Genomic DNA, 26262 nt, shown 5'->3' on the forward strand with positions numbered 1-26262 from the left:
GCCGATGCCACGATATGTGTGGTAGTTCTCTTTTTAAGTAGTTTGAATCCATTCGGCATTTAACAGAAAAATAATCGGACGTTGCGGGCTCTCTTGTTTAATTTTGTAATTTAACAAATGCACATTCTCAAACACCAACTCCCGCTCCAGTGCTTCCACAAAATCCAGCAATTCGGCCATGCTTTTGGCTTCACCGCTCAAGCGCAAGCTGCGGTTGGTGAAATTGGGCTGTAACGACAACAAGGCAATATCCTCGGTTGCTGCATGTTCGATCGAGTCAAACAACATTTCCCAGGGTAAATTCAACTGATCCAGAATGGCATTGGCTTGCGCGATTTCTTTCTGGATTTCCTGGCTAAATTCACGGATACGGGAGGTAGTCCGGGTGCGCGGAGAAGCCTTTTGCTGTTGCTGTTTCTCCATGCGTTCAACCCGGTTACTCCAAAAGTTGATGTCTTCAACCTGATGCCGGAATTGAAAATATACCGCCACGACAATCAGCAAACCAACCAGCAGCAGCGCCAAATCAAGCTGAGGCGCGGATTGTTCCTGATAAGGAAATCTTAATCTCAGACGGGACATTGATTAAGCTCGGAATGATCGGTTGGAGCGGAGGGATAATGCGCCAAGACGGGCATTTTTCCTGCAGGAAGCGAAATGATACACCAGCCGCTTTCCTGCGGTAAGGTCATTTCAGGATGCTCAGGTGCAAATAGATAGACAAACTCCATTGTTTCTTTTGTCCCGGACCAAATAACTTCTTGATCCAATGCCGCCAGAAGATCGTCGGCGGCATTGTGCAGAATCCGCTGATTCCTAATGTTTTGCCACTTGCCGTGATGAGTGATCGCGATACAAATACGCCCGCTTTCAATGACCGCCAAGTAGATTTTATCGCCTTTCAATTGTGCCTGCCAGCGATCATAAACCGATGCCAGATACGGTTCTATGATTTTAATCTTGCAATCATGGCGCGAAACCATTTGCTCCAGCTGCGTGATTAAATCGCGAGGCATCGCGGCGCATACTGCGCCATCGATAGGACTCCAATCGCTGATGCTGATTACCCAGGAATCAACCCGCTCGGCATAGACTTCGCGCATTCGGAATTCAGCATAAGATTTTACTTCTTCCGGAGTGGTGATTTCGTTTTGCGGCGGCAGCGCTGCATAGCGCAGAAAATGATTGGATAGAATCATAGATACTTCCGTCCCGGCTGCCTCTATCAAAACTTTTTCCAGTTGCTGCATTGCGGCATTCCAGATAGGAACATCCGCAACAGGCTCGAAAAATACCGTTGATTTGGCAATCTGAACGGGTTTGAAGCCACGCTTCAAAAGCACCCAGTCCAGCCGTCCTGGTGCCAGAAATATCTGAATCCGATCACGCCACAATCGTGACACGATTAGCCTCCTCCAAACTGGTTAATCCCTGCTTGACCATATCCAATGCCGCTTCGCGCAAGAAGCGGGTGCCATTGTCCCGGGCAGCTTCCTTAATACGCCGGATCGGCTCGTGAGCGACAATCAATTCACGGATTTCATCATTCAGCAACAAAATTTCAGCAATGGCATTTCTACCGCGGAAACCGCTGCCACGGCATTGCCCGCAGCCTTTACCATTGCGGAATGTGTAATGGCTTGCCTGATCCTGCGGAATGCCGGATTCCTTAATTATACTGTCTTCGGGGCGTTCATCCACGGCGCAATGCGTACATAGCAAGCGCACCAATCTTTGCGCGACAATTCCGTTCAAGGCGGATACAAAACTATAGGGATCCACACCCATATGTGAAAACCGGCCAATAACATCAAATACATTGTTCGCATGCACCGTGGTAAATACCAGATGACCGGTCAGTGCGGCCTGTATGGCAATTTGCGCAGTTTCGGCATCGCGGATCTCGCCCACCATAATTTTGTCGGGATCATGCCGCAAAATTGAACGCAAACCACGCGCGAATGTGAGTCCTTTTTTCTCATTAACCGGTATCTGCAAAACCCCTGAAAGCTGATATTCAATCGGATCTTCGATCGTGATGATTTTGTCATGACCTTTGTTTACTTCCGATATCGCAGCATATAAAGACGTCGTCTTACCGCTGCCGGTCGGGCCGGTAACCAGCAGCATGCCATAAGGTTCGGAGCTTAGGCGGCGGATACTCGCGATCGCTGCCTGATTAAAACCCAGCTGATTTAGGGTTAGGCCTTCAAGTTGATCGGATAACGCCTGACGATCAAGGATACGCAGCACCGCATCTTCGCCGAAAATGCTCGGCATGATGGAAACCCGGAAATCTATTTCCCGCCCTTGAATAGCAATTTTAAACCGGCCGTCTTGCGGCACCCTGCGCTCGGCAATATCCAGCTCGGACATCACTTTGATGCGGGAAATGACTTGTTCAGCCAGATCGGCACCTTGTATGGTGCCAATAGCCGTCAATACGCCGTCAATGCGGTATTTAATCGATAGCATACCCGGGGCCATTTCCAAGTGTATATCACTGGCTTGCGATTTATGCGCATCATACAAGGTGGAATGCACAAGACGTACTACTTTGCTGGTACCCTCGTTAATGCTTTTCAACGATAAGTCTTCAATACCGCTTTGTATTTTGTCCAACTCCGCCGAAGACAGTACTTGATCCATAGCACGCATGGTTTTTTCTTGCTGGGTGAAGAAAGCACTCAAATCGGCCGGGTGTACCAAATACCATTCAACCGCCCGATCAAATCGCTCTTCCGCCCATGCACGCAATTTCCCGGAGAAAGGATTGCTGATCGCGAATAAATAGCTTTGGCCGTTGTGGAATAATACACATTCATGCCGCATCGCTTCACTGAATGGCAAAATATCAAAAGCGGGTTGTAATGTATGAATCTCCTTCATTTCCAGAACCGGCATGCGCATCAATTGCCCTAGCTGCTGCATTAGTTCATCGGGCGTGTAAGCGCTATCTTCTTCCAGGATCTGGATGACAGAAACACCTTGAGCTGCGGCTTTGCGACGAATTTCAGCCAATTGATTGAGATCAATGGGCTGTTTGCTCGCGATTTGCACGGACCCTTCCATCAATTGATGCTTCCTGCCAATTCAAAAATAGGCATATACATGAGAATAATAATGCCACCGATTACAATGCCAATAAATGCCATCAGCAGCGGCTCAATCAGCTTGGTTGTCCACTCCACCCAACGGGCAATTTCCTCATCATGAAAATTGCCGATTCGTTCCATCATATCTCCCATCAATCCAGTTCTTTCACCGACACGGAGCATACGATTACCCACTGCGGTTGTAAGACCTTCTTGTTCCATTGCGCTGGAGATTGTTTTGCCTTCACGGATATGTTTGGCAGCAGCAGCCACTTTGGGTCGAAAATGAGGTTGCAGCAATCCGCTGACCATCTCTAACGCTTGCGTAATAGGAATTCCGCCACGAAGTAACATACCGAGTGTTTTATAGAAGCGGGCTAATTGATAAACACGCATGTGTTCGCCAATCGCGGGAATACGCCACAAAAACTGCATGACATTCGCCCAGAACGTTGGCCGGCTGACGCTATACCCTATTACCGCTATCAGTGCCATTGCTGCAATGGCCAATTCCCAACCACGCTCATGAACAAATTGTCCCCACTTGATCAGCAATAACGACAACCAAGGCAAATCGCTGCCCATATCGTCGTAAATGGCACTAAATTTGGGAACTACGAATACCATTAGGAAAATCGAGACAAGCAGACCAACTGCCAATAACAATACCGGATAAATGGATGCACCCACCAGTTTTTTGCGGACAAAATCCATTTGTGTCTGATAAGTAATGAATCTTGTTAAAGCCTCAGCAAGATCGCCAGTGCGTTCACTGGCGCGAACAGTTGCAATGTATAGCGGCGGAAACGCCTGCGGATAATCTTCCAATGCTTGTGAGAAGGTTATGCCTTCATACAGCCGATCCAGAATATTCTGGATAATTTTGCGATTACTGGCATCCTGTTCTTTTTCCAGCAAAGTTTCAATACTCTCTACAAGGCTCAGTCCTGCAGTTTGTAGCGAAAGTAACTCCTGGCTAAAATGTACTAATGGAAAATGAGTGCGCGATTTAAACGTAAAGCCGGAAAATCTGCGGCGTACGCTCAGCACCATGCCGCCTTGTTCCATCACTTGCCGGCGTACTTCCGCTTCACTGTTGGCTTCCAGTTCTAAATGTACGGTTCCTTGTCCGGAAATAACCGCTTTCACTTCAAAACGCATAAGGTTAATTACCAGTTGGTGATATCGGCCGCCTCGCCATCGCCACCCGGTTGCCCGTCTCTGCCATAGGAAAGCAAATCAAACTCGGCACGTTCGCCAGGATACTTGTAGACGTATGGACGTCCCCAAGGGTCGGCTGGCGGTAATTTGGAGAGATAAGGGCCTTGCCATCTGGGTTCATTGCTTGGACGATTTACCAAGGATGCCAAACCCAACTCAGTCGCCGGATAGCTGCCTACATCCAGGCGATACTGGTGCAATGCTTTTTCTAATGCATCGATCTGGGCTTGCGCCATTTTGATTTCTGATTTACCGACTTGCGAAAAGTACTTCGGTCCAACATAAGCAGCCAACAAGCCAATAATAACCATTACAACAAGTAACTCGAGTAGCGTAAATCCACGCATATTGTTTGCTTTTTGCCGCTTAACCGAATACATCATGTTTATCCTTTATCTACTTTATGAACTAATAAGATTTTTAACATTAAACTTTTGCATATTATGTTGCTTATATGACAGGGTCAAGACGGGATTCGGCATTTCAATGGTGCAATGTCAGAAATCCTAATATCAATCAGTACTAGCGCCGTAAAATGGCCCACCATCGTCCGATATTGAGTAGTGTCATTAACGAAGCCGAAACATATGTCCAGGCTGCTGCACGTAGAATCCTGCGTGCATGGGGCTCGTCCCCTTGTATCAAATACTTGCCTTGTTCCAACATTGGCATTGCCCGCGCGAAGCTGGCATGCAGTTCCATTGGAAGTGTTACCAAGTGTATAACCGTGGCCGTTCCTAGTGTTAGCAAGCCACCTGCAAAAAACAGTGCGCCTGTAACCGGCGCCCGTGTAATTACCGTGATGAAGGGCGCAATCATCAGAATGGCCGCACCTAATTTTTCAACCGGAGCCGCAATCTGAACCAGTCGTGTACGTAATTTTAATGGCAAATAGCCATCCCGGTCCTGTATCGCATGTCCAACTTCATGTGCTGCCACAGTAATTGCTGTCAACGACTTACCGTTGAATTTCTCAGGGGTTAGGCGAACTGTTTTTTCAACCGGATCATAATGATCGCCTTGCTCAGTCATTTCAACTTTGACCGTTTGCAAGTTTGCCCAATCCAGCAATATGCGCGCCAACTCAGCACCAGTTCCAGGGTAACGGTCTTCGGGGTAACTATACTTCGTCAGCGTGTGCTTAACCCAGTAGGAAGGACCCCAAATGAGTATGACAATGGCAATAATGAATACTAAATAAAGCATAAAGCTCAGATATTCGCATGAAAGATTGGTTCCGCTTGTAAAAGCGCATGGCATCAAAGCCACAAGATTACACACACTTCATAAATCCAAATAATGGATCAGACCAATCAAAAGGCACTATTTATTCAAATCCCATTCATTTTTCTGTTGGATTTGTATAAAACTGAAGAAGGCATTATACAAATAGACGGAGGGCGTAGTTGTGCGATATTTGTCTAGAAATGCGCTGCATCTGATTTGCGCGACGACCAAGCAAATGAGTCTCAAGCAGCTCCTCTACTTCATCTGATATGTCATACCAATGATGTATGTGCCATATGAGATCTTTTTTCCTTTATAAAAATCTCAAATTTTTCGTTTTGCGATGGCACTATTTAGCCCATCTATTTGGAAATATACTGGTAGCATAATCGCTATTTTAATCGCTTCAGGGTTTAGCTTTCTCGTCGATTGCGGTGTGGTGCTTCTTTACATGGATCTGCGTTTTTTTGTATTTATTGGTGCTTTGTGCCTATCATAATTTTGACGCTGAGGCGCGTGTTACATTAATGAAATTTAATAATACCCTGTGAGGGATATGACGGTGAAATAGCCCTGGAGATACCGGCATAGGGATAAAAGCACTCTCCAAGGGCTTGATTTTGGCTATCCAAATTTGCAGACTAGTAATAATTTAGCTTTGGATTTTTATTTTGAGCGACAAGCTCTGGTAGCTTGGGCTACTGTAAATCCTTGCTCATTAATAAGTTGTCCAGTCACTTGTCCCTGAATAAAATTGCGGCCAATTCGGGTAGCTCCAGCCGCAACATTTCCCGGATCACTGTCAAAATCAAATTCTACTTCATCTCCTACAGTGTGCTTAGGGGTAGATTTTTTTGTGTGACTACCTGATATGATTTTAGCAATATAATTTCCTGGAACTAGATTGCTGCCATCTACAGAAACTTTGGATCGGTTAGCTTTTGTTTCGCAAGTTACGCGAATGTCAGCTGCATTTGCATCTACAACAGGTAGAGAGATTACAAATACTGCTAATAAAGTAGCTAAAGTTGTTGATATTTTTCTCATAGATAATTTCATGGTTATTCTCCTAATAATAAGATGTTGTAAATTAATTGCTTGCTTCTTCATGTATTACACCACAAAATTCGTGTAAAAATTTCACACGAACAAATTAATTGTACGTGTGAAATTTTTACACGTCAATAGATTTGTAAGAATTTTTTTATCATATGTAAGATTTTTCCTATAAAAGAACAGTCATGAGATAAGAGGATGATCTTCTTATGAGGATGAAAGGATCGCTATGAAACATGCATGCCGTAGAATATGACATATCAGATAAAGTATGAGTACTGTTTGATTGACAATCTGAATTACGGTTATGGTCGTCGCCAGCCATTTCAAGGTTCATGCTATATGCTGCTCGGTACAGAAGATGGGAATTAAGATATGAGTCGTGCAAGAGTGTGGACCCAATACCAAGATACATCTGGTCATGGATACGTTGTTTACTGGCAAATTGCGGCGTATCCTCGGAAATGCCTTCGCCCACTTCAAGAGATGACATAGCCTCATCAAAAGATAGGCTAAGAATACTGCTTCTTTTCTCACCGTCATGCAAATCAGGTAAATTGTTCTCTGCACAAATATCTTGTGATTACACAGCCTAAAATAAACTGCCAAATGTTGCTGTAAACTTTAGATAATGTAGTCACGAGATTAGAACTATGAGATTCTTGTAAAAACACAGGGATTTCATATGACATATTCACACCGCAGACATGACATATCAGAGGAAGTATGGTCGCAGCTAGAGACACATCTGCCTGGACGCCAAGGCGTTTGGTGAGGGCTGGCCAGAGATAACCGGCAATTCATCAATGCTGTTTTCTGGATTATGCGCACGGGTGCGCCATGGCGGGATTTACCGCCGGATTATGGCGATTGGAGCAATACGCACCGTCGCTTTATTCGCTGGCGCGACAAGGGCATCTGGGAAAAATTACTGGAAGCACTGATTGACGACCCGGATTACGAATGGCTGATGATTGATGCCAGTCATTGTAAGGTACATCCTCATGCTGCCGGAGCCAGAGGGGGGAATCAAGACATGAGCCGCACAAAAGGGGGCTCAATACCATGATACATCTGACCGTGGATGCGCATGGTATGCCGGTCAGAGTTTTTATTACACAAGGTACCACAGCGGATTGCACGCAGGCTGGCCGCCTGATCGAAGGGCTTGATGCAGATTATTTACTGGCGGATCGCGGTTATGACAGCAATTCGCTTACCAGTTTGGTTTCTATCTGTTTATATTGTGGATTGCCGTTACGTGTGGCGGAATGTTCTTGCCAGCTTGGGTTTTGACGTAAGGTGCTGATCAGTTTGTTCCAATCGTTAGGTAGTTTTTCGTCATCGGCTTTATCCACCTGTAAGGTATCCTGTGCTGCATGACCACGATACATGAGCTTTTTCAATAAGTGTTTCTGACGTAAATATAATACTTGTAAGGTGGTTTCGTCAGCGCACTGCCATTTGGTGCCTTTGACAGTCGCTTTGATTTCATCACCATAACGCTTGAAAGTCGACCAACCGGCACCAGCAATGGCGCCCAAAGCGCTCGCTGCTCCCAGGCTCATGCCCCCAACCATCAGATCAATTCCGACACCTGCCGCAGCACCCTTAGCTGCGGCACTTCCAACATCCAATCCATATGCTTTAAGTATACCGGGTGCAAAGATATCCAGTTGCCATTGCCCATTGCTGACGGGAATATTCTGAATTTCAACATCCTTTTCCGAGAAATTGAAAATGGCCAATAAATCATGCAAACAATGTTGTTCAGCTTTGCGGACAAAATCGTGCAAACGGTTTTCAATCAATGAATCTGCAATTAAATTGTTTTTAGTCGTCTTGCTTTCGCGATAGCAGGCGACATTTGCAATCAACTCAGCAATTCGTTTGGCGCCCGACAAACAAAGCTGATTCCATAATGTGGCGCGATAATCAATCAGCTTCTGCAATCGATCATAGTGAGATTCCAGCAAGGTCTGCATTTTCTGATACAAACGTTTCTCAGCGTCAAAGGTAAATGCAACCGTATCGAATTCAAGCGTTGCATGCATATGAAAAGCAGTCAAATGTTGGCGCCATTTCGTTAGTTCCTGATCATGCCCGGCAATAAAGTTAAACACTGGAATAATCGGTTTACCCGATTGCGTGAGGATTTCCAGCTCCAAGCGGTATTTCTCCAGAAAAGGTTCGCGTACGTCAATGATGTATAAAAGAATATCGCTGCGTAGCACTTGGCGGATAACCTTCGCTTCTTGTTCCAGGGGATCACTGACAGAAATATCAGCCACAAACTGCTCCAATACTTGTAGCGGTGACGATAATTTTGATCGGGTCTGTAGCTTTTTGATCTGCGCAAACAAAGCCCTGGAATCTTCCAGACCGGGCGTATCATACAAATTAAGAATTGGTTCGTTGTTAGCGCTAATTGTCGCTTGCTCAACATGTCGCGTGGTGCCTGCGGCATCTTCAATAATGCCGAACTCCGTGCTGCGCAGCATGGTGCGGATCAGTGAAGTTTTACCGGTATTGGTATGCCCTACAACAGCAATATTCAGCAATAACGAGGTATTCAGGCTATTGGGTTTCTTGACCATCATGATTTATCGGGTAATGACATGTTCCGCCGGAATACCGCAGGCTTCTGCCAAGCGAAACCAGGCAAATTCACGCGCACTGGTAACGGGTGCTGAAGGTTTGCTCAACAAAATCAACCAAGGTTTTGTATTGCTGCTATCGACCAATTCTTTAATCATGCGCTGTATGCCGCGATCCGGCAGGCGATGCGCTGCGACGCCCAGTAAAACTGGAGTTTTCATGCTATTGATCAGTGTGATCGCGGCATCGTGAGATTCCTGATCGATGATATTTAACCGACAAATCACCCGTTCAGGCCAAGGGGTTGCGGTATCCAGCTCAATGCCGAAAGCTTGTGCGTTGGCTGGAATGGAGACATTCTCAGGCGGGCGGGCTATGTCGACAGGTTTTACGCCTGCTTGCGGATCGGCATCGATAATTTCCGCTTTAACGTTGCGTCCCATCAGATGCTGACGTAGCTCAATGTAATAGGGTAGATATAAGTCCAACTTAAACCGGTGTTCACTCCATTTCTGCATGATCCAGGAAAGGCCGAGCAATAACAGTCGTGGAAATATGCCGTAAACTATCAGGCTGCCAATCAAAAAAGTAGCCCAAGCCATTCGTGTTTCCGCATCCTGTTTGCTTGTTCCTATCCTGCTTGCAATTGTTTGCGGATCATCCGGTATTTTTAAACCGGCAGCTTCTAAAGGCGAACCCAGAATTTGGGTTAACTTGGGTAAAGTGCCATCCGGCAATAATGTTGTACCCCAGATGAAATTGTATTGCTTGGCGAGCATGAGCAATATCAACAACACTAATCCGGCTGCTAAGTAGCTCAGCCAGAGCTGGTGCATTAGCATACTGATACGCCATTTGCCTACATTTCCCGTCAAGCAACTTTCACACCACGCGTGCGATGCAGACGATGCAATTGTGGGGTCATGCTTGTGCCTGTAAGGCAGCCAACGGGTTAAATGCGCTATGATGCCGCCACTTAAACTCTGTAAATTCAAGGTAATGCCAGATATCCATAGTAATAAGGAAATCAGATTAAACCCCAGTAATACCACAAGTAGCCAGTAAATATTCAACGTGGAAGATTCGCTTACCGCCTGGCTTGCTGCCAAAGCACCCAGGATCATCGCTATGATCAAACCAATTCGGCGTGCGCGAATAAACTGTTGATTCGGTTGCCGTAGCTTATTTCCCAGTGCATTTTCGTAAATCAGATGATTGGCACGAATTTTCAATTGATGGATAAATTCAGGATAACTAAAATCGCTGCTTGTAGAGCCGGGCATATTCTTGATGCTGGCATAAGATAGTTCCTCTCCTCTGATTGATTCGATTTTGCGTAATTGCTCAATTCGCACCAGATCAGAAAACGTATATTTTTTTACTGACATTGCGCGATCAATTCCAGACAAATAAAATAATCAAAAGGTTGTGGTTTATAGCGAATGAAAGATTCACAAGTATTCAAAAAATTAACCTAAATTTTCAGCAAAAAATTGCTGGAAAACAAGCTAAAATTGATCATCGCATCATTCAAAATAATGGCAGGAAAATTCCATGAAGCCGGTTGCAATTTTTAGACATTTACCCATCGAAGGGCCGGGCTATTTTGCCACATTTCTCGACAACAATCATATTCCTTGGCGCTTAATTAAAATTGATGCAGGTGAAAAACTACCCAACGGCATCGATGAATTCAGCGGTTTAGTATTTATGGGTGGACCCATGAGCGTCAACGACGATTTACCCTGGATCAAATCGTCGCTGTCATTGATTCGCCAAGCGGTTACTGAGGAGATGCCGGTATTGGGTCATTGTTTGGGGGGGCAATTGATGGCCAAGGCGCTGGGTGGCATTGTCAAAGCCAGTCCGGTAAAGGAAATGGGGTGGGGTAAAGTCACCGTGCCTGATCATCACATTGCGCGGGAATGGTTCGGTGATCTAACCACTTTCAACTCTTTTCATTGGCATGGTGAAGCTTTCAGTCTACCTCAAGGTGCTACGGGTATCTTATCCAGTCCATATTGTGAAAATCAAGCTTTTGCGCTCGGGATACATTTAGGCATGCAGTGCCATGTCGAAATGACAGAACGTTTAGTGCGAGATTGGTGCAGCGTGGCTGCAGAGGAGCTTGCCAGCTTAAACGAAGCATCAGTGCAGTCAATAGATGAAATTGAAAAAAACTTGCCTGAGCGCGTGGCGGCATTAAATTCGGTAGCTGATGGCCTGTACAAAAAATGGATTGCACATTTGAAATAATTTGTGAAGATTGTTTGTTATCAAGTCTTTCCTGGAATATTTACATTTTTAATCAATCGGTAAAGTGCTACACATTTGATTGAGATCCAACAACGATTCGCCGTTATTCATTTTTCTGTCGCTTTCTGATCCGCTATCTGCGTTTCAATAGGTAGTGTTACTATACGGGCTTTAATAATAATTTTCGAAGGATTAGTACTAACATGTTTTCGCAGAAACACACTATAGAAAATATCGACCCGGATTTGTGGCGAGCAATTAAAGGCGAAGTACAACGCCAAGAAGAGTATATCGAATTAATTGCCTCGGAAAATTATGCGAGTCCCGCTGTGATGCAAGCCCAGGGTTCCGTTCTGACTAATAAGTATGCCGAAGGTTATCCAGGTAAACGCTATTATGGTGGTTGCATGTATGCGGATCAAGTGGAACAACTCGCGATTGATCGATTGAAAATGCTTTTTGGCGCCGAGTATGTAAATGTGCAACCGCATTCCGGTTCTCAAGCCAATGCAGCGGTTTATCTCTCAGTGTTAAAACCAGGCGATACCTTGCTGGGTATGTCGCTAGCGCATGGAGGCCACTTGACGCACGGTTCTAGTGTCAGTATGAGCGGGAAGATTTTTAATTCGGTTTCTTATGGGCTGGTTCCGGAAACCGAATTGCTTAATTATGATGAAGTCGAGAGATTAGCCCATGAACATAAACCAAAAATGATTGTGGCTGGCGCTTCTGCTTATGCAAGAGTGATAGACTGGGGACGTTTCCGTAAAATAGCTGATGCTGTTGGAGCCTATTTATTAGTGGATATGGCACATTATGCCGGATTGGTAGCAGCGGGTTTTTATCCAAATCCTGTTGGAATCGCTGATTTTGTCACCAGCACCACACACAAAACATTGCGTGGTCCGCGTGGAGGCATCATTATGGCCAAGCCTGAGCACGAAAAAGCATTGAATTCTGCAATTTTCCCGCAAACTCAAGGCGGTCCATTGATGCATGTTATTGCAGCCAAAGCTGTTTCATTTAAGGAGGCCGCAAGCAAGGAATTTAAGGATTATCAGGAGCAGGTGATTGATAACGCGAGAGTTATGGCCAAAGTGTTAATCAACCGCGGATTGAGAATTGTGTCAGGTCAGACCGATTGTCATTTATTTCTGGTTGATTTGCGCGCGATGAACTTAACCGGTAAACAAGCAGAAGAATCGCTAGAAAGAGCGCATATCACGGTTAACAAAAATGCCATTCCCAATGACCCTCAAAAGCCATTTGTTACCAGTGGCATCCGTATTGGATCGCCTGCAATAACTACTCGAGGTTTCAGAGAACTGGAAGCGGAGCAATTGGCAAATCTGATTGCAGACGTTCTGGCTGCACCGGAAGATTCGGCAGTCATATCGCGTGTAGCTACCGAGGCAAAACAATTATGTGCAAAATTTCCGGTGTATGGATAATCCCAAACTGAACTTATGCAGCTATGAAAGTGACCATGACTTGATGGCTGCAGATCATGTTTAAATATGAAGTGTCCCTTTTGTAATACCGATGACACCAATGTCATAGACTCGCGTGTCAGTGAAGATGGGCACAAAATTCGCCGTCGGCGGCGATGCCTGGCTTGCGATAAGCGCTTTACAACCTATGAAACGATCGAATTGCGTTTACCCCAGGTAGTGAAGCACGATGGTACGCGTGCGGAATTTGATCGTAACAAATTGTTAACAGGCTTTAAACGAGCGCTTCACAAACGCCCCGTTCCAACCAGTTATGTTGATGCGGCAATTGATCGTATTGTGCAAAAATTCCTGGCTAAGGGCGAACGCGAAGTTTCATCACGCAGTATTGGTGAGAGCGTGATGGAAGAGCTTTATAAGCTTGACAAGGTAGCGTATATTCGATTTGCGTCAGTTTATAAAAGCTTTCAGGATGTAGATGATTTTCGTGATGCGATTAAGGAGGTGCAATAACCGGAGCCGCTAACACAGGAAAAGCATCCTGAATTCATCCGGGTTTTTAGTGAATGTGAATGTTTCTTAAGCTGGATTACCCTATCTTTTATCTTGTGAGAGATAATTTTAGATGTTCTCTTCCGTTGATTATGCCTTTATGTCCTATGCACTGCGTCTGGCAGAAAAAGGACTCTACAGCACAACACCTAATCCTCGTGTAGGATGCGTACTCACTCTAGACGATCGAATCATTGGTAGTGGCTGGCACGAAAAAGCGGGACAGTCGCATGCGGAAATTAATGCGCTAGCCTCAACCTCAGAGGCGGCCTGTGGTGCAACAGCCTATATAACATTGGAGCCTTGCAGTCATTATGGACGCACGCCCCCCTGTGTTAACGCCCTGATTGATGCTGGAATTACCAAGGTCATAATAGCCATGGAAGATCCCAATCCCATGGTAAGCGGACGCGGCTGCGTGCTTCTGGAGCAAGCAGGCATCACTGTACAAACAGGTTTATTGCAAGCACAAGCACAAGCACTCAATATAGGTTTTATGATGCGCATGATGCATAAAAAGCCATGGATCAGATTGAAAACCGCTGCTAGTCTGGATGGTAAAACAGCATTGAACAATGGCATCAGCCAATGGATAACTGGCGAGGCTGCACGACAGGATGGACATCGATGGCGCGCGCGCTCATGCGCTATCATGACAGGCATTGGCACAGTAAAATCCGATAACCCACAATTATCAGTTCGGCATGCCGAAACAGCGCGTCAACCTAAAAAAATCATCGTGGATAGCCACTTGAACATACCGTTGAATGCGAAATTGCTTCAAAGTGGCGGTGAAGTACTAATCTTTACTGCGCATGATGAGAGCGTGGAGAAGAAGGAGGCGCTTAGTAGAATGGGTGCTCAAGTCATTGTTATGCCCAATGAGAAAGGTGCGGTTGACCTGAAAAAAATGATGACCGTATTAGCTGCTATGGAAATCAATGAAGTGCTGGTAGAAGCTGGGCGTGAATTGAATGGCGCATTGATTGAAGCGGGATTGGTCGATGAAATGATTTTTTACCTTGCGCCACATTTGCTTGGTGACGATGCAAGAGGAATGATTAAACTACCTGAATTAACATCCCTTGAGCAAAAAAAAGAATTGAAAATTCAGGATGTGCGCATGATCGGGCAGGACATTCGGGTCATCGCAAAATTTCCACAAAGCTGCTGAGTCAATCGTAGATTTATTCCCGCAAAGGTCTTTTGGCAAGTTTGCGTTGTAGCGTGCGACGATGCATATTCAATATTCTTGCTGTCACCGAGATATTATTGTCATTTTCTGCAAGAATACGTTGAATATATTCCCACTCTAAGCGACCTACTGACAAAGGGTGGGCGCTGATAGGTATATCCGCTTCTCCAACTGTACGTTCAAAAGCTGACAAAATTTGATCGGCATCGACAGGTTTTGCAAGATAATGGGTGGCACCAAGTTTAATTGCTTCAACAGCTGTGGCGATGCTGGCATAGCCGGTTAACATGACAATACGGGTACCCGGATCGAGCATTCTTAATTTTTCAACCAATACCAATCCAGATTCGCTGGATAATTTTAGATCAATAATGGCATACTCAGGTGTGGATTGCTCAGCCAGGCATAAGGCATCTTCAGTAGCATGCGCGCACGTCACGAAAAAGCCGCGTTTTCTCATAGCTTTTGTGAGTACTTCGCAGAAAATGGTGTCGTCATCGACGATCAATAGACTGGGGTCTTCGGCACTACTGTCCGTTAATGTAGATTCGATCATGTGGCTGATCCTATCAATGGTAAAACGACTTGTGTACAGGCTCCGCCACTTTCAAGATTAAATAAACGAACGCTACCACCAAATCGTTCTATATTGGCATTAGCCAGAAATAAGCCGATGCCGAATCCCTGTCCGGGCGCTTTGCTGGAAAAAAAAGCCTCGCCGGCACGCTGCAATGCTTCTGCTGAGAGTCCTTTGCCATCATCAATAATTTCCAGCTGCAGTAATTGATTATCCCAATGGCTGCTGATTTCAATGCATTCCGAAGAGGCATCGGCGGCGTTATTCAACAGATTGAGGATGGATTGATTTAGTAGTTGATTATCCATAATTCGAGGTATGGGTTGTGTGCCTGTACTTTGATATGTAAATTTAACAGCGGGACGTATCAGTTTCCATTTGTCTAAAATCTGACGGAGAAATTCGTCAACAGCAAGCTCGCTGCCATGTTCGGCTCTTGTTTGCCCCGCTTTTGCCAGCAAATGGGTCAAAGTTTGCTTACAATGGGCAATCTGATCCCGTAAAATATGAATGTTGCTCTGGAATTCAGCGTCATGCGTATATTCTTGCTGTAATTCGCCGGTTACTACCGCCATCGTCGAGAGAGGTGTACCTAGTTCATGAGCAGCACCTGCGGCCAATGTGCCCAGAGCGATAATTTGTTCATTGCGCAAAGCATGTTCGCGCGCCTTGGCGAGGTCGCGATCCCGATCTCGAATGGAAGAACTCATTCTAACGACGAACCAGGCAATTATGACTGTACTTAATACAAATGCTAACCACATTCCGGATACATGCAATGCAAACTCTATAAGATGATTGCTATGTTCGTGTGGAAGTGGGATATAAATGAATAATAACAGGGTATAGCAGGCTATTGTAATAATAGCCATGATCCAGGTATAGCGCCATGGTAATGTAGCGGCTGCGATGGTCAGGGGTAGCAAGAATAATGAAATAAAAGGATTGGTTGATCCGCCACTGAAATATAGCAGGGTGCTCAGTGCCAGAACATCAATCAGCAATTGAAAAAAAAATTCCAAGTGAGAGACTGGCCATTTACGGTGTAGTCGTATCCATGTAAGCAGATTTATTACTGCAAGTAGTATCACAACGAAGATCATGGGCAGCCAGGGAATTACAATATCAATGCTCCAATACACAATGGTAAATGTGAGGCACTGAGCAAATATAGCGATATTTCGGAGCAGAAATAATCGATGTAAGTTTTTGCTAAGTGGTGATTGACTGAGATCGCTAAACATGACGCATGTATAGGATGAATTTTTAATCTGTTTAAAAAAAAGAACATTAGCTGAAATTTTCCAAAATAGCTATGCGACAAATTGTCTCAGGGGGATCAGGATGATTCAGGCAGTAATATAGTTGCTTATTGGCAATCCTCAATAGTATTCTGCAATTTGAACATAGCTGAGGTCATGGTAACTGATGGTTTTTTCGGGTAAAATCCTTGACACGTTTATCGTGTGCTTGAAAATTGGCTTTATCTTTTTGAAATTACTTTATGATTCTTATTCTTGTTCCCAATACCCGCCCTGAAAGTCCGGAATATAAGCAGTTGATGGCGCATCTAGCAAATTTCTCAGGGATATCAACACGCATTCATACCGAAGTCGGTGCCGAGCAAACACTAACAGAGATATATTTAATCGGTAACACCAAAGTGCTATCTATTGAAGATATGAATTGCTTGCCCTGTGTCGATCGCGTTGTACGTATATCCGAGGAATATCGTGTACTAGGTAGGCACAAAAATGACGATCGTCCAACTTATTTTGAATATAACGGTGTTCGTTTTGGACAGGAAACGTTGAATGTGTTTGCCGGCTTATGCGCTGTGGATACCATTGAGCACGTTGAAATGATGATGAAGGCATTGCGTGAGCATGATCAAGTTTGTACGCGTATGGGTGCTTATAAGCCGCGTACCAGTCCATATTCATTCCAGGGGCATGGTAAAACTTGCTTGCCCTATGTGTTTGATCTGGCAGGGAAGTACGGTATAAAAGTGATTGCTATGGAGATTACGCATGAGTCTCATTTGGAAGAGATACGTAATGCACTTTATCAGACAGGCAATGCGACCGGTGTTATGCTGCAGATCGGGACCAGGAATACACAAAATTTTGAACTATTGAAAATCGTGGGGCGCCAGCAGGCTTTTCCGGTATTGATTAAGCGGGGTTTTGGTATCACTTTGGATGAATCTTTGAACGCTGCAGAGTATTTGGCTTCGGAAGGGAACCGGAAAGTGATTTTTGGTCTGCGTGGTATGAAGACAAATATGGGTGATCCACATCGTAATTTTGTCGATTTCTCGCATGTGCCGGTCGTCAAGCGCTTGACACGCATGCCGGTCTGTATAGATCCCTCCCATTCAGTCGGTACACGCGCGGGTTCACCGGATGGCATAATGGATATTATGCATGTAACTGCACAAGGTATCGTTGCAGGCGCCAATATGGTTTTGGTGGATTTTCATCCGGTGCCTGCTAACGCATTGGTGGATGGGCCACAAGCTTTACTGATAAAAGAATTGCCACAATTCTTGGAGGATGTTCAAATTGCCCGGGAGGCATATGAGAAACGCATTCTTTTGGCTGAGCGTTATCGGGAAATATAAAATCCCGGTGTAATTTAAAAAAACTGGTAAGTTTTGTTGTGGGCAAAGCTTTTCTATTGCCAAATGAGTGCAAACACAATATCCATTGTTGGAGAATGAAAAATGATCAAAGTACTACTCTCAAATCCAAGAGGTTTCTGTGCCGGTGTGGACCGTGCGATCGAGATTGTGGAAAGAGCGCTTACTATGCATGGCGCTCCGATTTATGTGCGTCATGAGGTGGTGCATAATCGATTTGTAGTAGAAAATCTGGAGAAGAAAGGCGCAGTCTTTGTAGAAAACTTGGATGAGGTGCCACAAGACAGTATTCTAATTTTTAGTGCGCATGGCGTTTCTCATGCGGTACGCCGGGAAGCAGCCGATCGTAAATTGAAAGTGTTTGATGCAACTTGTCCGCTGGTTACCAAGGTTCATGTTGAAGTAGGTAAGATGCGTAAAGAGGGTAAAGAGATCATTATGATCGGGCATCAAGGTCATCCTGAAGTTGAGGGGACCATGGGTCAGATTGAAGGTGAAGACAAAGGGATGTATTTGGTAGAAACGGAGATGGATGTTGAGGCTTTAACGGTAAAAGATGAAACCAATTTGGCTTACGTGACCCAAACCACCTTATCTGTCGATGATGCTGCACGCATTGTCAATGCCCTAAAAAAACGTTTTCCGATGATTACCGGCCCTAAGAAAGACGATATTTGCTATGCCACGCAGAATCGTCAAGATGCTGTTAAAAAAATGGTTAACCAATGTGATTTAGTTATCGTGGTTGGTTCTCCCAATAGCTCGAATTCAAATCGTCTTTGTGAAGTGGCGAGGAATGCCAATGTGGAATCTTATATGGTAGATCGTGCCGAGCAGCTGCAGGAAGCATGGTTTATTGGAAAGAAAATTATTGGTATTACGGCTGGAGCCTCAGCCCCTGAAATTCTTGTGCAACAAGTGATATCCAGACTCAAACAAATAGGCGCTGATCAAATTGGTGAAGATGTGCTGATAGAAGAGTTGAGTGGGGTAGTGGAATCGGTTGTATTTCCATTGCCCAAGGCTTGAATGGGTTGATCAGTTGATTTCCCATCCCGCTTGGTATGGGGAGGTATCGAAGGGTTGTGTAGCGCCTGTCATTTCATTGACCAGGATTTCAGCACTGACAGGTGCCATCGTCACTCCATAGCGATAGTGCCCGCTATTAATCAGTAAATTACGAATAGTCGGATGCCAGCCGATTGTGGGGATATTTTTGGGTGAAGCAGGACGTAATCCCGACCAGTGTTGCTTAATGGGCATTTTTTTTAGTGGTGGCAGAATGTTCCCAGCATACCTTAGTAACTGATTAAACGCTGATGTGGTTGTTTGTTTGTCAAATCCAACGTCTTCCAGTGTGCTGCCGATGAGTACATGGCCATCCCGGCGAGGTATGATGTATAAATCATTTTGTACCAAAATGTTGTGTATCGGCGGTGCATCAAATTTAAATAATAGCATTTGCCCCTTTATGGGCCTGATGTCGAGTTGCAGGGCATGAGCCCCTAATATCTCTACACTCCAGGCACCAGCGCTAACAATATAGTAATCAGCCACAAATTCACCACAAGATGAGGTAATAGTGTGTATTTGCTGATAATTCGTATTAAGGCGATAAACCGTGCAATTTTCTAAGATCCTTCCGCCTAGTTGTATAACCCGGCTGATTAATGCGCGTAATAGTCTAGGGTTGCGAACTTGAGCAGTATTTGGCAAAAATAAAGAACGATCATGTAGTTGTGTTCTATTAAAGTCAGAGTTGTTTTCGATAGGAAAGGTATTGGGAATGGTAGATTGTTCGATTTCAATTCCTCGCATCGAGCACCATTGCTTGGCAATTTCTAGATCGTAGGGTGGCAATATACACATGCCGGATATTTCATATTCCGGATCTATCCCGGAAGCCTTTTGCAAAGATGAAATCCAGGCTGGAAATTGCTTTGCACTATAGCTGGTAAGTTGTGTGACATGATCGGAATATTTCCATGGTAAAAGTGGAGATAAAATGCCGCCTCCCGCCCAGGATGATTCTTGTCCAGCATGACCGCGTTCGAGAATCGTAACATTCGCGCCACGGGTCAAAAGCCTTTCCGCCGTTGCAAGTCCTATGATTCCCCCACCAATGATAATTACATCCTGTTTCATGATGAATTGATTATTTGCTCATAGTGAGGAATTGAGAAGCTTATTAAGGAAAATTTATCTCTTCCAGGTTTTGTATATATATGATTGTTTGGATATTGGATCCAGAATCTTGGGAGATCCGGAATTGTGCTCTAAAAGTTAAAGTTTGTCTAAATTATGGCCGCTAAAATCTAGCCTATAAATATTAACGAATGAACGGGGAAGTTAAAACAGAGATGGCATGCAATCACACATATGAAAGAATGCAACTGCTCAGACTATTAACCCAACAAGGTTTTACTTTGATTGAGCTGCTTGTCGCATTAAGTGTGGCAAGCATTTTGTTATCCGTTGCTGTGCCAAGTTTTAGCACGTTTATCCAAAATAATTTACTGACAACACAAAGTAATAGTTTTTATTCCGCGTTGGCTTTGGCTAAAAGTGAAGCTATTCGACGCAGCAGCCCGGTTACACTGTGCCCCAGCACAAATGGTACTAGCTGTACGGGGGGAACGACCTGGTCCAGTGGTTGGTTAGTGTTTGCCGATACCAATAATGCTGGTGTAGTTGATGCGGGCGAAGAAATTCTGCAGGTGGGAGCAGCTTTTTCGGGTGGAAACATATTTTCGGGAAATATGGGTAGGGTTACATTTACTGCCAATGGTTTTTCCATGGGATCTAACGGTACTATTATCCTGTGCGATAGTCGTGGGGGATCGCATTCCAAAGCTATTATCCTAAATAATCAAGGGCGCTTTCGTTCTGAAACAGGTACAGGATCATGCGGATAAATAGGGTATTTTCAATAAAAGGGCAAATTCAGAGCAATGGTTTTAGCTTAATTGAAGTGCTGATTACAGTTCTAATTGTGTCTTTTGGTTTGCTAGGTATGGCAGCGCTAGTTGTATCCGGTGCGCGTAGTAATAATGTTGCTTACTATCGTTCTGTAGCGAGTAAACAAACAGAGGATATCGCTGACCGTATGCGCGCCAACATCGCGGGTGTGGCAGCTGGAGCATATGATGCGCTTTCAGCAACTATCCCAGGCAGTGTGGATTGTGTTGCAAATACCTGTAGTCCGGCACAAATCGCTACTTATGATCATGCATTGTGGAATACAGCCAATGCTAGATTGCTTCCCGGTGGCGCCGGCACTGTAAATGGAAGCTTGGCCACCGGATATACAATTACTTTGATGTGGACGGAAAAAGAAATGGCGGATGACCCTAATCCTAGCCCTAATTGTCCGGGCGGGAACGCAAATACTCAGTGTTTTGTGACAAGGTTTGCGCCGTAATGACTACTTCAATCAATCAACAAGATAGATTCGAATCCAAATGCATGAATGGAATATGGAATGCTCAACAGGGTTTTACTTTAGTTGAGTTGATGATTGGGATGATAGTGGGTTTGGTATTGCTGCTGGTTATCGGTACCGTTTTTGTCAGTAGCCAGGGAGTTTTTCGTGAGCAGGAAGATAATGCCAGAGTGCAGGAAAATGGACGTTTTGCCTTGGAAGTTATTGGACGAAGTATCAAACAGGCTGGGCATGTGGAAATGCCATTTACTGGGTTTAAAGTTGAATTCACAGGCACCGCCATTAGTGGTACTAATGGCGGTGCAGGTGTGGCGGATACCTTGACTGTGCAATTTGAGGGAGCAATTGGGGACAGTGATTGCGATGGTAAAGGAGTAACTGTCGCGGGCACGATTATCCAGAATCATTTTAACATTGATGCGGCTAATGCGGAATTACGGTGTAGTGGGGAAATTTCTAATACCCCACCAGTACCTGGCGCGCCACCAGTTGGTAATGTATTGCTAAGCAATGCGGAAGATTTACAGATTCTCTATGGAATAGATTCCACAGGTGATCAATCCGTTGATCAATATACCGAGCTACCCGCTGATTGGGAGCAAGTTATTACGGTGCGTGTTTGTGTCTTGATTCGTTCTGAAAAAACAAATGTGGTTTCCGCAGGTAATTATCTGGATTGTAATGGTGCATCGGTTGCTATTCCAGCAGATAGGCGACTAAGGCGTGCTTTTACATCAACTATCAATTTACGTAATCGCATAAATGATACGCCATGAATAGGATTTCTTATCGTTATCAAAGGCAAAATGGTGCTGTTTTTGTGACAGGTCTGATTTTTTTGCTAGCTTTATCCCTTCTGGGGATAACGGCTGCGAAAATGGCAACAATAGAAGAGAGAATGTCGGCCAACATGCGTGATCGCATGCTCGCGATGCAAGCCGCTGAAATGGCTCTGCGTTATGCTGAGCACCATATTCGTGACAATGATCCTTCTACCAATTCGCCTAAATCAATTGAAGGCATGAGTGAGTTTGACACAAACTGCACTGACGGTTTTTGCTATTACGGTGCCGGTGTCGATGCTCCGAATAGATCCTGGGAGACTTACTGTAACCCGGTGTGCCCAATTAACTATGTTGAAGGTAACGTTTTTAGATTTAACGACATTCCTTACACAGCACCGGGTTTACCCGTCGGTGTGCCTGCGCCCACTTATTTGATTGAAGGGATACAGAAAACACCGCCCGGTAATGCTTTAAGGTACTACTATCGTATTACGGTACGGGCTCAAGGAGCCAAGCAAGGTACCGTTGTATGGATACAAGAAATTTTTAGGCCATAGCAATAACAAGATACTGCCAGGGATGCAAAGATCATGAAGATAAAAATTTTATACGGTTTCTTAACATTTAAAAATGTAATGAGTTTTTCATTCATGTTTCTAACTGGCAGTGTGTATGCTCTTCCACCGTTGTCGAATACTCCGCTTTTTCTGGGCGGAAATATTTCTCCGAATGTCATGTTTACGCTTGATGATTCCGGATCAATGCAATTCGAAATTATGCCGGAGAATTTGATAATTCAAAGTGTGCGCTATATGTTTCCTCGTGCGTCAGGTGTTTATGGTGCCTCTGATTACAACAACTATGTTGTCGATTTTGATTCAACTAACAAGTACACTGCCTCACTGCGCTCCAGTTATGTCAATAAAACTTACTACGATCCTACGGTGAGGTATCTGCCTTGGAGTAACGCTGATGGATCATTGATGAATAACGCCGTTCCAACATGCGCTTATCACAATCCATATAATACTGCCGCTGGCTGTCGTAACTTGACAGTTAATAATACACAAACAGCAGTTTGGCTGAAGAATGACGGAACTCTTTCTAGCAGTCAGTCAAAAACTTTCTATCCTGCCGTTTACTACAAATACAACGGTGGCAATATCAATAGTGCTGGTAGTTATTCAAAAGTTGAAATCAAGTCCTCAACTTCGACTTATACGAGCGGTTCCAACCGCTCAGATTGTGCTGCAGCCCCTACTTGCACTTATAGTGAAGAAATTCAGAATTTTGCCAATTGGTATACGTATTATCGTTCGCGTATTTTATTATCTCGTGCGGGAGTCGGTAGAGCATTTGCAGCGCAAGGGAATACCATGCGGGTTGGTTTTGCAGCTATCAATAAGAGCTCGACAACGGTCGATGGCGTGGCGACAACAGTAGTCAAAACAGGTGTACGGCAATTCACGGGTACGGACAGAACAAATTTTTTTACCAATCTATATGACCATGATATTCCAGCAGCAGGCACACCGTTGCGAGAAGCAGTACTCGCTGTTGGTGAGTACTTTAAAAGAACGGACGACAAAGGTCCTTGGGGGCTGACTCCAGGCTCGACGGGCGGCACCCAACATGAATGTCGGCAGAATTATAATATTTTGATGACAGATGGTTACTGGACTGAGGGTGTTGTATCTGGTTTGGATAATTCGGATAATTTGTCAGGTTCTGCAATTACCAACCACTCTTCACCCGCGACCCCGGCAACATATACCTATATTCCATCGCTTCCTTATTCGGATGCTTATGGTGGTACATTAGCAGATGCAGCCATGGAATATTGGAAAAATGATCTACGCACAGATCTGCCGAACAAAGTGCCCACCAATCCACACGATCCAGCATTCTGGCAGCATCTGGTAACTTTTACTGTAGGATTGGGAGTGACCGGCACGTTGACTGAACTACCCTCTGGAGCACAAACATGGCCAGATCCAACAATAAGCAATGCAGTAAAAATAGATGATCTGTGGCATGCTGCTGTTAATAGCCGAGGAGAATTCTTTAGTGCGGCTGATCCTGCAACATTTGCAAATGCATTAACCAGTGCACTAAAGACTATTGTGGCTCGAACAGGATCGGCTTCTGCCGTTGCAGCCAATTCTAGTTCATTGAGGATGAATGGGCGCGTTTATCAAGCTAAGTTTAATAGTGGCGATTGGAGTGGACAGTTATTATCAACCCCAGTCAGCTCTACTGGGATACTGGGCACCCCAGAATGGAATGCCGGCGAAATTTCACTTGCATCAGGAGTGATTAACCCTGCTTCGCGAGTCATTATCACAAAAGGTGTTAGTGATGGAATTTCATTTGAGTATGGTAATTTAACTTCTACACAAAAAGCTTGGCTTAACAAAAACGCTTCTGGTACGACCGATAATTGTGGACCGGAGAGAGTGGCTTTTCTGAGGGGAGATTCGACACGAGAAAGTACAACTGGAACATTTACATGTTCCAGTTCCACTGCAATCAACAATTTTCGCCCTCGTCCTACCAGCAAACTTGGTGATATTGTGAACTCCGGTCCACTTTATGTAGGAAAACCTAGTGCAGGCTATTCAGATGTAGATCATCCTGGTTATAAATCCTTCTATACTGCCTATAAGGATCGAGTTCCGATGATATACATTGGTGCGAATGACGGGATGCTGCATGGATTTAATGCTTGCGTTGCTGGAGTAACGACAGGATGTACAGCAGCGGACGCGGGAAAAGAATTATTGGTTTATATCCCGAGCTTGGCTTATGAGAATATGAGTAAGCTTACGGATAAAGATTATAACGCCAATCATCGCTATTTCGTCGATGGGTCTCCCATGGTGGCAGATGTCTATTCTAGTTCTACATCGAGCTGGAAAAGTATTCTTGTTGGTGGCCTGAATGGAGGTGGTCAGGGCTATTATGCGTTAGATGTTACAAATCCAGCTGATGTAACGAAATCAGCACCGACCTTTACCGCAGCAAATGCAGCAAATATATTATTGTGGGAGTTTACCAGTGCTGATGATGCTGATATGGGTTATAGCCATAATTATCCGCAAGTTAACTCGTTTACCGGCCAAGCAATGCAAATCGTCAAAATGGAGAATAACCAATGGGCTGTCATTGTCGGTAATGGTTATAACAGCACGGGAGGTAAAGCGGTACTTTATATTCTGTTTATTACCGGAGGGGAGGATGGTACTTGGACAACTGGAACGGATTATATTAAATTGATTGCCGATCCTGGTACTGGAAATGGTCTTTCGACTCCGATTCCCTTCGATTCAACTGGGAATGGTAAGGTCGATGTAATATACGCGGGTGATATCAAAGGGAATTTGTGGAAGTTCGATGTAAGTTCTACTACATCCGCAAATTGGAAGGTGGGTATCAATGGAATGCCTTTATTTGTATCTGGAACATCCAAGCCTATCATTTCTCCACCTTCTGTAAGCTTTCATCCCAAAGGCGGTCAGTTGGTTTTATTCGGTACAGGAAAATACTTGGAGACTGCAGATACGACCAGTATAAATCCTCAAACTATCTATGGGATATGGGATGATAGTGCCGTAGCAACAGTAACAGCCGAAGCGCTGGTTCAGCAGGTAATAACTGACGGAGCAATCAGAACTGCAACGCGGAATTTAGTATCCTATTCCACTACAATTAAGGGTTGGTATGTAAATCTTCCTGTCAGCGGTGAAAGGATTACAGGTGTACCAAGTTTGGAAGATGGAATTTTGGTATTTTCCACTATTATGCCTTCTACATCACCATGCGATTTTGGTGGTCGGGGAGTGGTCAACGCGCTCGATTTTTTGACAGGAGGAATGCTTTCATTTCCGGCATTTGATACCAATAGAAATCGAGTTCTTGCGCTGGATGATGGATTATCTTCAGGTGTGGAGATAGGGTTTTCTGTGGGGGGAGTTACACGGATTAGAGGCCATTCCGATTCTGATACGCTTGTGTACTCAACAGCTGACGGTTCACTTTCACAGACAACTACTGCAAAAGGGGCTGCTGGATTACGTGGCAGGATCACGTGGCGTGAACTATTGCACTAAAATAAACTTAGCAAATAAAAGATTTCTAATCATCAGTCATTATGATTCTTTCTAGAT

The 26262-nt window shown here is 44.6% G+C and carries 23 protein-coding genes and 1 pseudogene; 12 read left to right on the forward strand and 12 right to left on the reverse strand.

What is annotated here, in order from left to right; genetic code table 11:
* Nucleotides 1-33: 33 nt before the first annotated feature.
* The 7 genes from CPG39_RS11060 to CPG39_RS11090 form a co-directional block, all read right to left on the reverse strand.
* Nucleotides 34-582, reverse strand: coding sequence for a PilN domain-containing protein (locus CPG39_RS11060; protein WP_096293505.1), 549 nt, complete (start codon nucleotides 580-582; stop codon nucleotides 34-36).
* A complete protein-coding gene (locus CPG39_RS11065; RefSeq protein WP_096293507.1) occupies nucleotides 570-1403 on the reverse strand; it encodes a hypothetical protein in 834 nt (277 codons plus the stop codon). The genes CPG39_RS11060 and CPG39_RS11065 overlap by 13 nt, the downstream gene beginning before the upstream one ends.
* Complete coding sequence (locus CPG39_RS11070) at nucleotides 1384-3072, reverse strand: GspE/PulE family protein (protein WP_096293508.1); 1689 nt, start codon at nucleotides 3070-3072, stop codon at nucleotides 1384-1386. Before CPG39_RS11070 ends, CPG39_RS11065 begins: the two co-directional genes overlap by 20 nt.
* Nucleotides 3072-4256, reverse strand: coding sequence for a type II secretion system F family protein (locus CPG39_RS11075; RefSeq protein ID WP_096293510.1), 1185 nt, complete (start codon nucleotides 4254-4256; stop codon nucleotides 3072-3074). The genes CPG39_RS11070 and CPG39_RS11075 overlap by 1 nt, the downstream gene beginning before the upstream one ends.
* An 8-nt stretch (nucleotides 4257-4264) precedes the next feature.
* A complete protein-coding gene (gene gspG, locus CPG39_RS11080) occupies nucleotides 4265-4699 on the reverse strand; it encodes a type II secretion system major pseudopilin GspG (RefSeq protein WP_013648650.1) in 435 nt (144 codons plus the stop codon).
* Between the two features lie 139 nt (nucleotides 4700-4838).
* Nucleotides 4839-5522 carry a zinc metallopeptidase gene (locus CPG39_RS11085; protein ID WP_096293512.1) on the reverse strand — a complete coding sequence of 228 codons (684 nt, stop codon included), beginning with the start codon at nucleotides 5520-5522 and terminating at the stop codon, nucleotides 4839-4841.
* 687 nt (nucleotides 5523-6209) lie between these two features.
* Nucleotides 6210-6653, reverse strand: a complete 444-nt coding sequence (locus tag CPG39_RS11090; protein ID WP_145956238.1) for a hypothetical protein — start codon at nucleotides 6651-6653, stop codon at nucleotides 6210-6212.
* Nucleotides 6654-7284: 631 nt separating this feature from the next.
* Between CPG39_RS11090 and CPG39_RS11095 the strand changes: the two are divergent.
* Nucleotides 7285-7817: pseudogene (locus CPG39_RS11095) on the forward strand (IS5 family transposase); the annotation flags it as partial.
* Here CPG39_RS11095 and CPG39_RS11100 read toward each other — a convergent pair.
* Both CPG39_RS11100 and CPG39_RS11105 read right to left on the reverse strand, forming a co-directional pair.
* Entirely contained in the window at nucleotides 7799-9199 is a 1401-nt protein-coding gene (locus CPG39_RS11100; RefSeq protein WP_096293515.1) for a GTPase/DUF3482 domain-containing protein, read from the reverse strand. The pseudogene CPG39_RS11095 and the gene CPG39_RS11100 overlap by 19 nt on opposite strands.
* 3 nt (nucleotides 9200-9202) lie before the next feature.
* On the reverse strand, nucleotides 9203-10585 hold the full coding sequence (locus CPG39_RS11105; RefSeq protein ID WP_096293517.1) for a DUF2868 domain-containing protein: 1383 nt from the start codon (nucleotides 10583-10585) through the stop codon (nucleotides 9203-9205).
* Nucleotides 10586-10751: 166 nt separating this feature from the next.
* Between CPG39_RS11105 and CPG39_RS11110 the strand changes: the two genes are divergently transcribed.
* The 4 genes from CPG39_RS11110 (at nucleotide 10752) to ribD (ending at nucleotide 14630) form a co-directional block, all read left to right on the forward strand.
* Nucleotides 10752-11453, forward strand: a complete 702-nt coding sequence (locus CPG39_RS11110) for a type 1 glutamine amidotransferase (RefSeq protein WP_096293519.1) — start codon at nucleotides 10752-10754, stop codon at nucleotides 11451-11453.
* Nucleotides 11454-11656: 203 nt separating this feature from the next.
* Nucleotides 11657-12904, forward strand: coding sequence for a serine hydroxymethyltransferase (gene glyA / locus CPG39_RS11115; RefSeq protein ID WP_013648643.1), 1248 nt, complete (start codon nucleotides 11657-11659; stop codon nucleotides 12902-12904).
* Between the two features lie 66 nt (nucleotides 12905-12970).
* A complete protein-coding gene (gene nrdR / locus CPG39_RS11120) occupies nucleotides 12971-13417 on the forward strand; it encodes a transcriptional regulator NrdR (protein ID WP_062558500.1) in 447 nt (148 codons plus the stop codon).
* Between the two features lie 112 nt (nucleotides 13418-13529).
* The gene (ribD, locus tag CPG39_RS11125) at nucleotides 13530-14630 is read left to right on the forward strand and encodes a bifunctional diaminohydroxyphosphoribosylaminopyrimidine deaminase/5-amino-6-(5-phosphoribosylamino)uracil reductase RibD (protein WP_096293521.1); all 1101 of its coding nucleotides are present in this window, start codon (nucleotides 13530-13532) and stop codon (nucleotides 14628-14630) included.
* 13 nt (nucleotides 14631-14643) lie between these two features.
* Here ribD and CPG39_RS11130 read toward each other — a convergent pair whose 3' ends face one another.
* Nucleotides 14644-15207, reverse strand: coding sequence for a response regulator transcription factor (locus tag CPG39_RS11130; protein WP_096293522.1), 564 nt, complete (start codon nucleotides 15205-15207; stop codon nucleotides 14644-14646).
* The gene (locus tag CPG39_RS11135; protein ID WP_419866131.1) at nucleotides 15204-16250 is read right to left on the reverse strand and encodes a GerAB/ArcD/ProY family transporter; all 1047 of its coding nucleotides are present in this window, start codon (nucleotides 16248-16250) and stop codon (nucleotides 15204-15206) included. The genes CPG39_RS11130 and CPG39_RS11135 overlap by 4 nt, the downstream gene beginning before the upstream one ends.
* 482 nt (nucleotides 16251-16732) lie before the next feature.
* Here CPG39_RS11135 and CPG39_RS11140 point away from each other — a divergent pair, with 482 nt between their 5' ends.
* Both CPG39_RS11140 and ispH read left to right on the forward strand, forming a co-directional pair.
* Nucleotides 16733-17851, forward strand: a complete 1119-nt coding sequence (locus CPG39_RS11140; protein ID WP_096293526.1) for a 3-deoxy-7-phosphoheptulonate synthase — start codon at nucleotides 16733-16735, stop codon at nucleotides 17849-17851.
* A gap of 102 nt (nucleotides 17852-17953) precedes the next feature.
* Nucleotides 17954-18898, forward strand: a complete 945-nt coding sequence (ispH, locus tag CPG39_RS11145; protein WP_013648637.1) for a 4-hydroxy-3-methylbut-2-enyl diphosphate reductase — start codon at nucleotides 17954-17956, stop codon at nucleotides 18896-18898.
* A gap of 9 nt (nucleotides 18899-18907) precedes the next feature.
* Here ispH and thiO read toward each other — a convergent pair whose 3' ends face one another.
* On the reverse strand, nucleotides 18908-20014 hold the full coding sequence (thiO, locus tag CPG39_RS11150) for a glycine oxidase ThiO (RefSeq protein WP_096293528.1): 1107 nt from the start codon (nucleotides 20012-20014) through the stop codon (nucleotides 18908-18910).
* Between the two features lie 242 nt (nucleotides 20015-20256).
* Between thiO and CPG39_RS11155 the strand changes: the two genes are divergently transcribed.
* Genes CPG39_RS11155 through CPG39_RS11175 form a run of 5 tightly spaced genes read left to right on the forward strand, consistent with a single transcriptional unit; the run spans nucleotide 20257 to nucleotide 26205 of the window.
* Nucleotides 20257-20784, forward strand: coding sequence for a GspH/FimT family pseudopilin (locus CPG39_RS11155; RefSeq protein ID WP_231990286.1), 528 nt, complete (start codon nucleotides 20257-20259; stop codon nucleotides 20782-20784).
* Entirely contained in the window at nucleotides 20775-21290 is a 516-nt protein-coding gene (pilV, locus tag CPG39_RS11160; RefSeq protein WP_096293532.1) for a type IV pilus modification protein PilV, read from the forward strand. The genes CPG39_RS11155 and pilV overlap by 10 nt, the downstream gene beginning before the upstream one ends.
* On the forward strand, nucleotides 21290-22087 hold the full coding sequence (locus CPG39_RS11165; protein ID WP_096293534.1) for a PilW family protein: 798 nt from the start codon (nucleotides 21290-21292) through the stop codon (nucleotides 22085-22087). The genes pilV and CPG39_RS11165 overlap by 1 nt, the downstream gene beginning before the upstream one ends.
* Nucleotides 22084-22653, forward strand: coding sequence for a pilus assembly PilX family protein (locus CPG39_RS11170; RefSeq protein WP_096293536.1), 570 nt, complete (start codon nucleotides 22084-22086; stop codon nucleotides 22651-22653). Before CPG39_RS11165 ends, CPG39_RS11170 begins: the two co-directional genes overlap by 4 nt.
* Before the next feature lie 33 nt (nucleotides 22654-22686).
* The gene (locus CPG39_RS11175; protein ID WP_096293538.1) at nucleotides 22687-26205 is read left to right on the forward strand and encodes a pilus assembly protein; all 3519 of its coding nucleotides are present in this window, start codon (nucleotides 22687-22689) and stop codon (nucleotides 26203-26205) included.
* Nucleotides 26206-26262 lie beyond the last annotated feature (57 nt).

The sequence above is a fragment of the Nitrosomonas ureae genome (assembly GCF_900206265.1).
GTDB lineage: Bacteria > Pseudomonadota > Gammaproteobacteria > Burkholderiales > Nitrosomonadaceae > Nitrosomonas > Nitrosomonas ureae_C.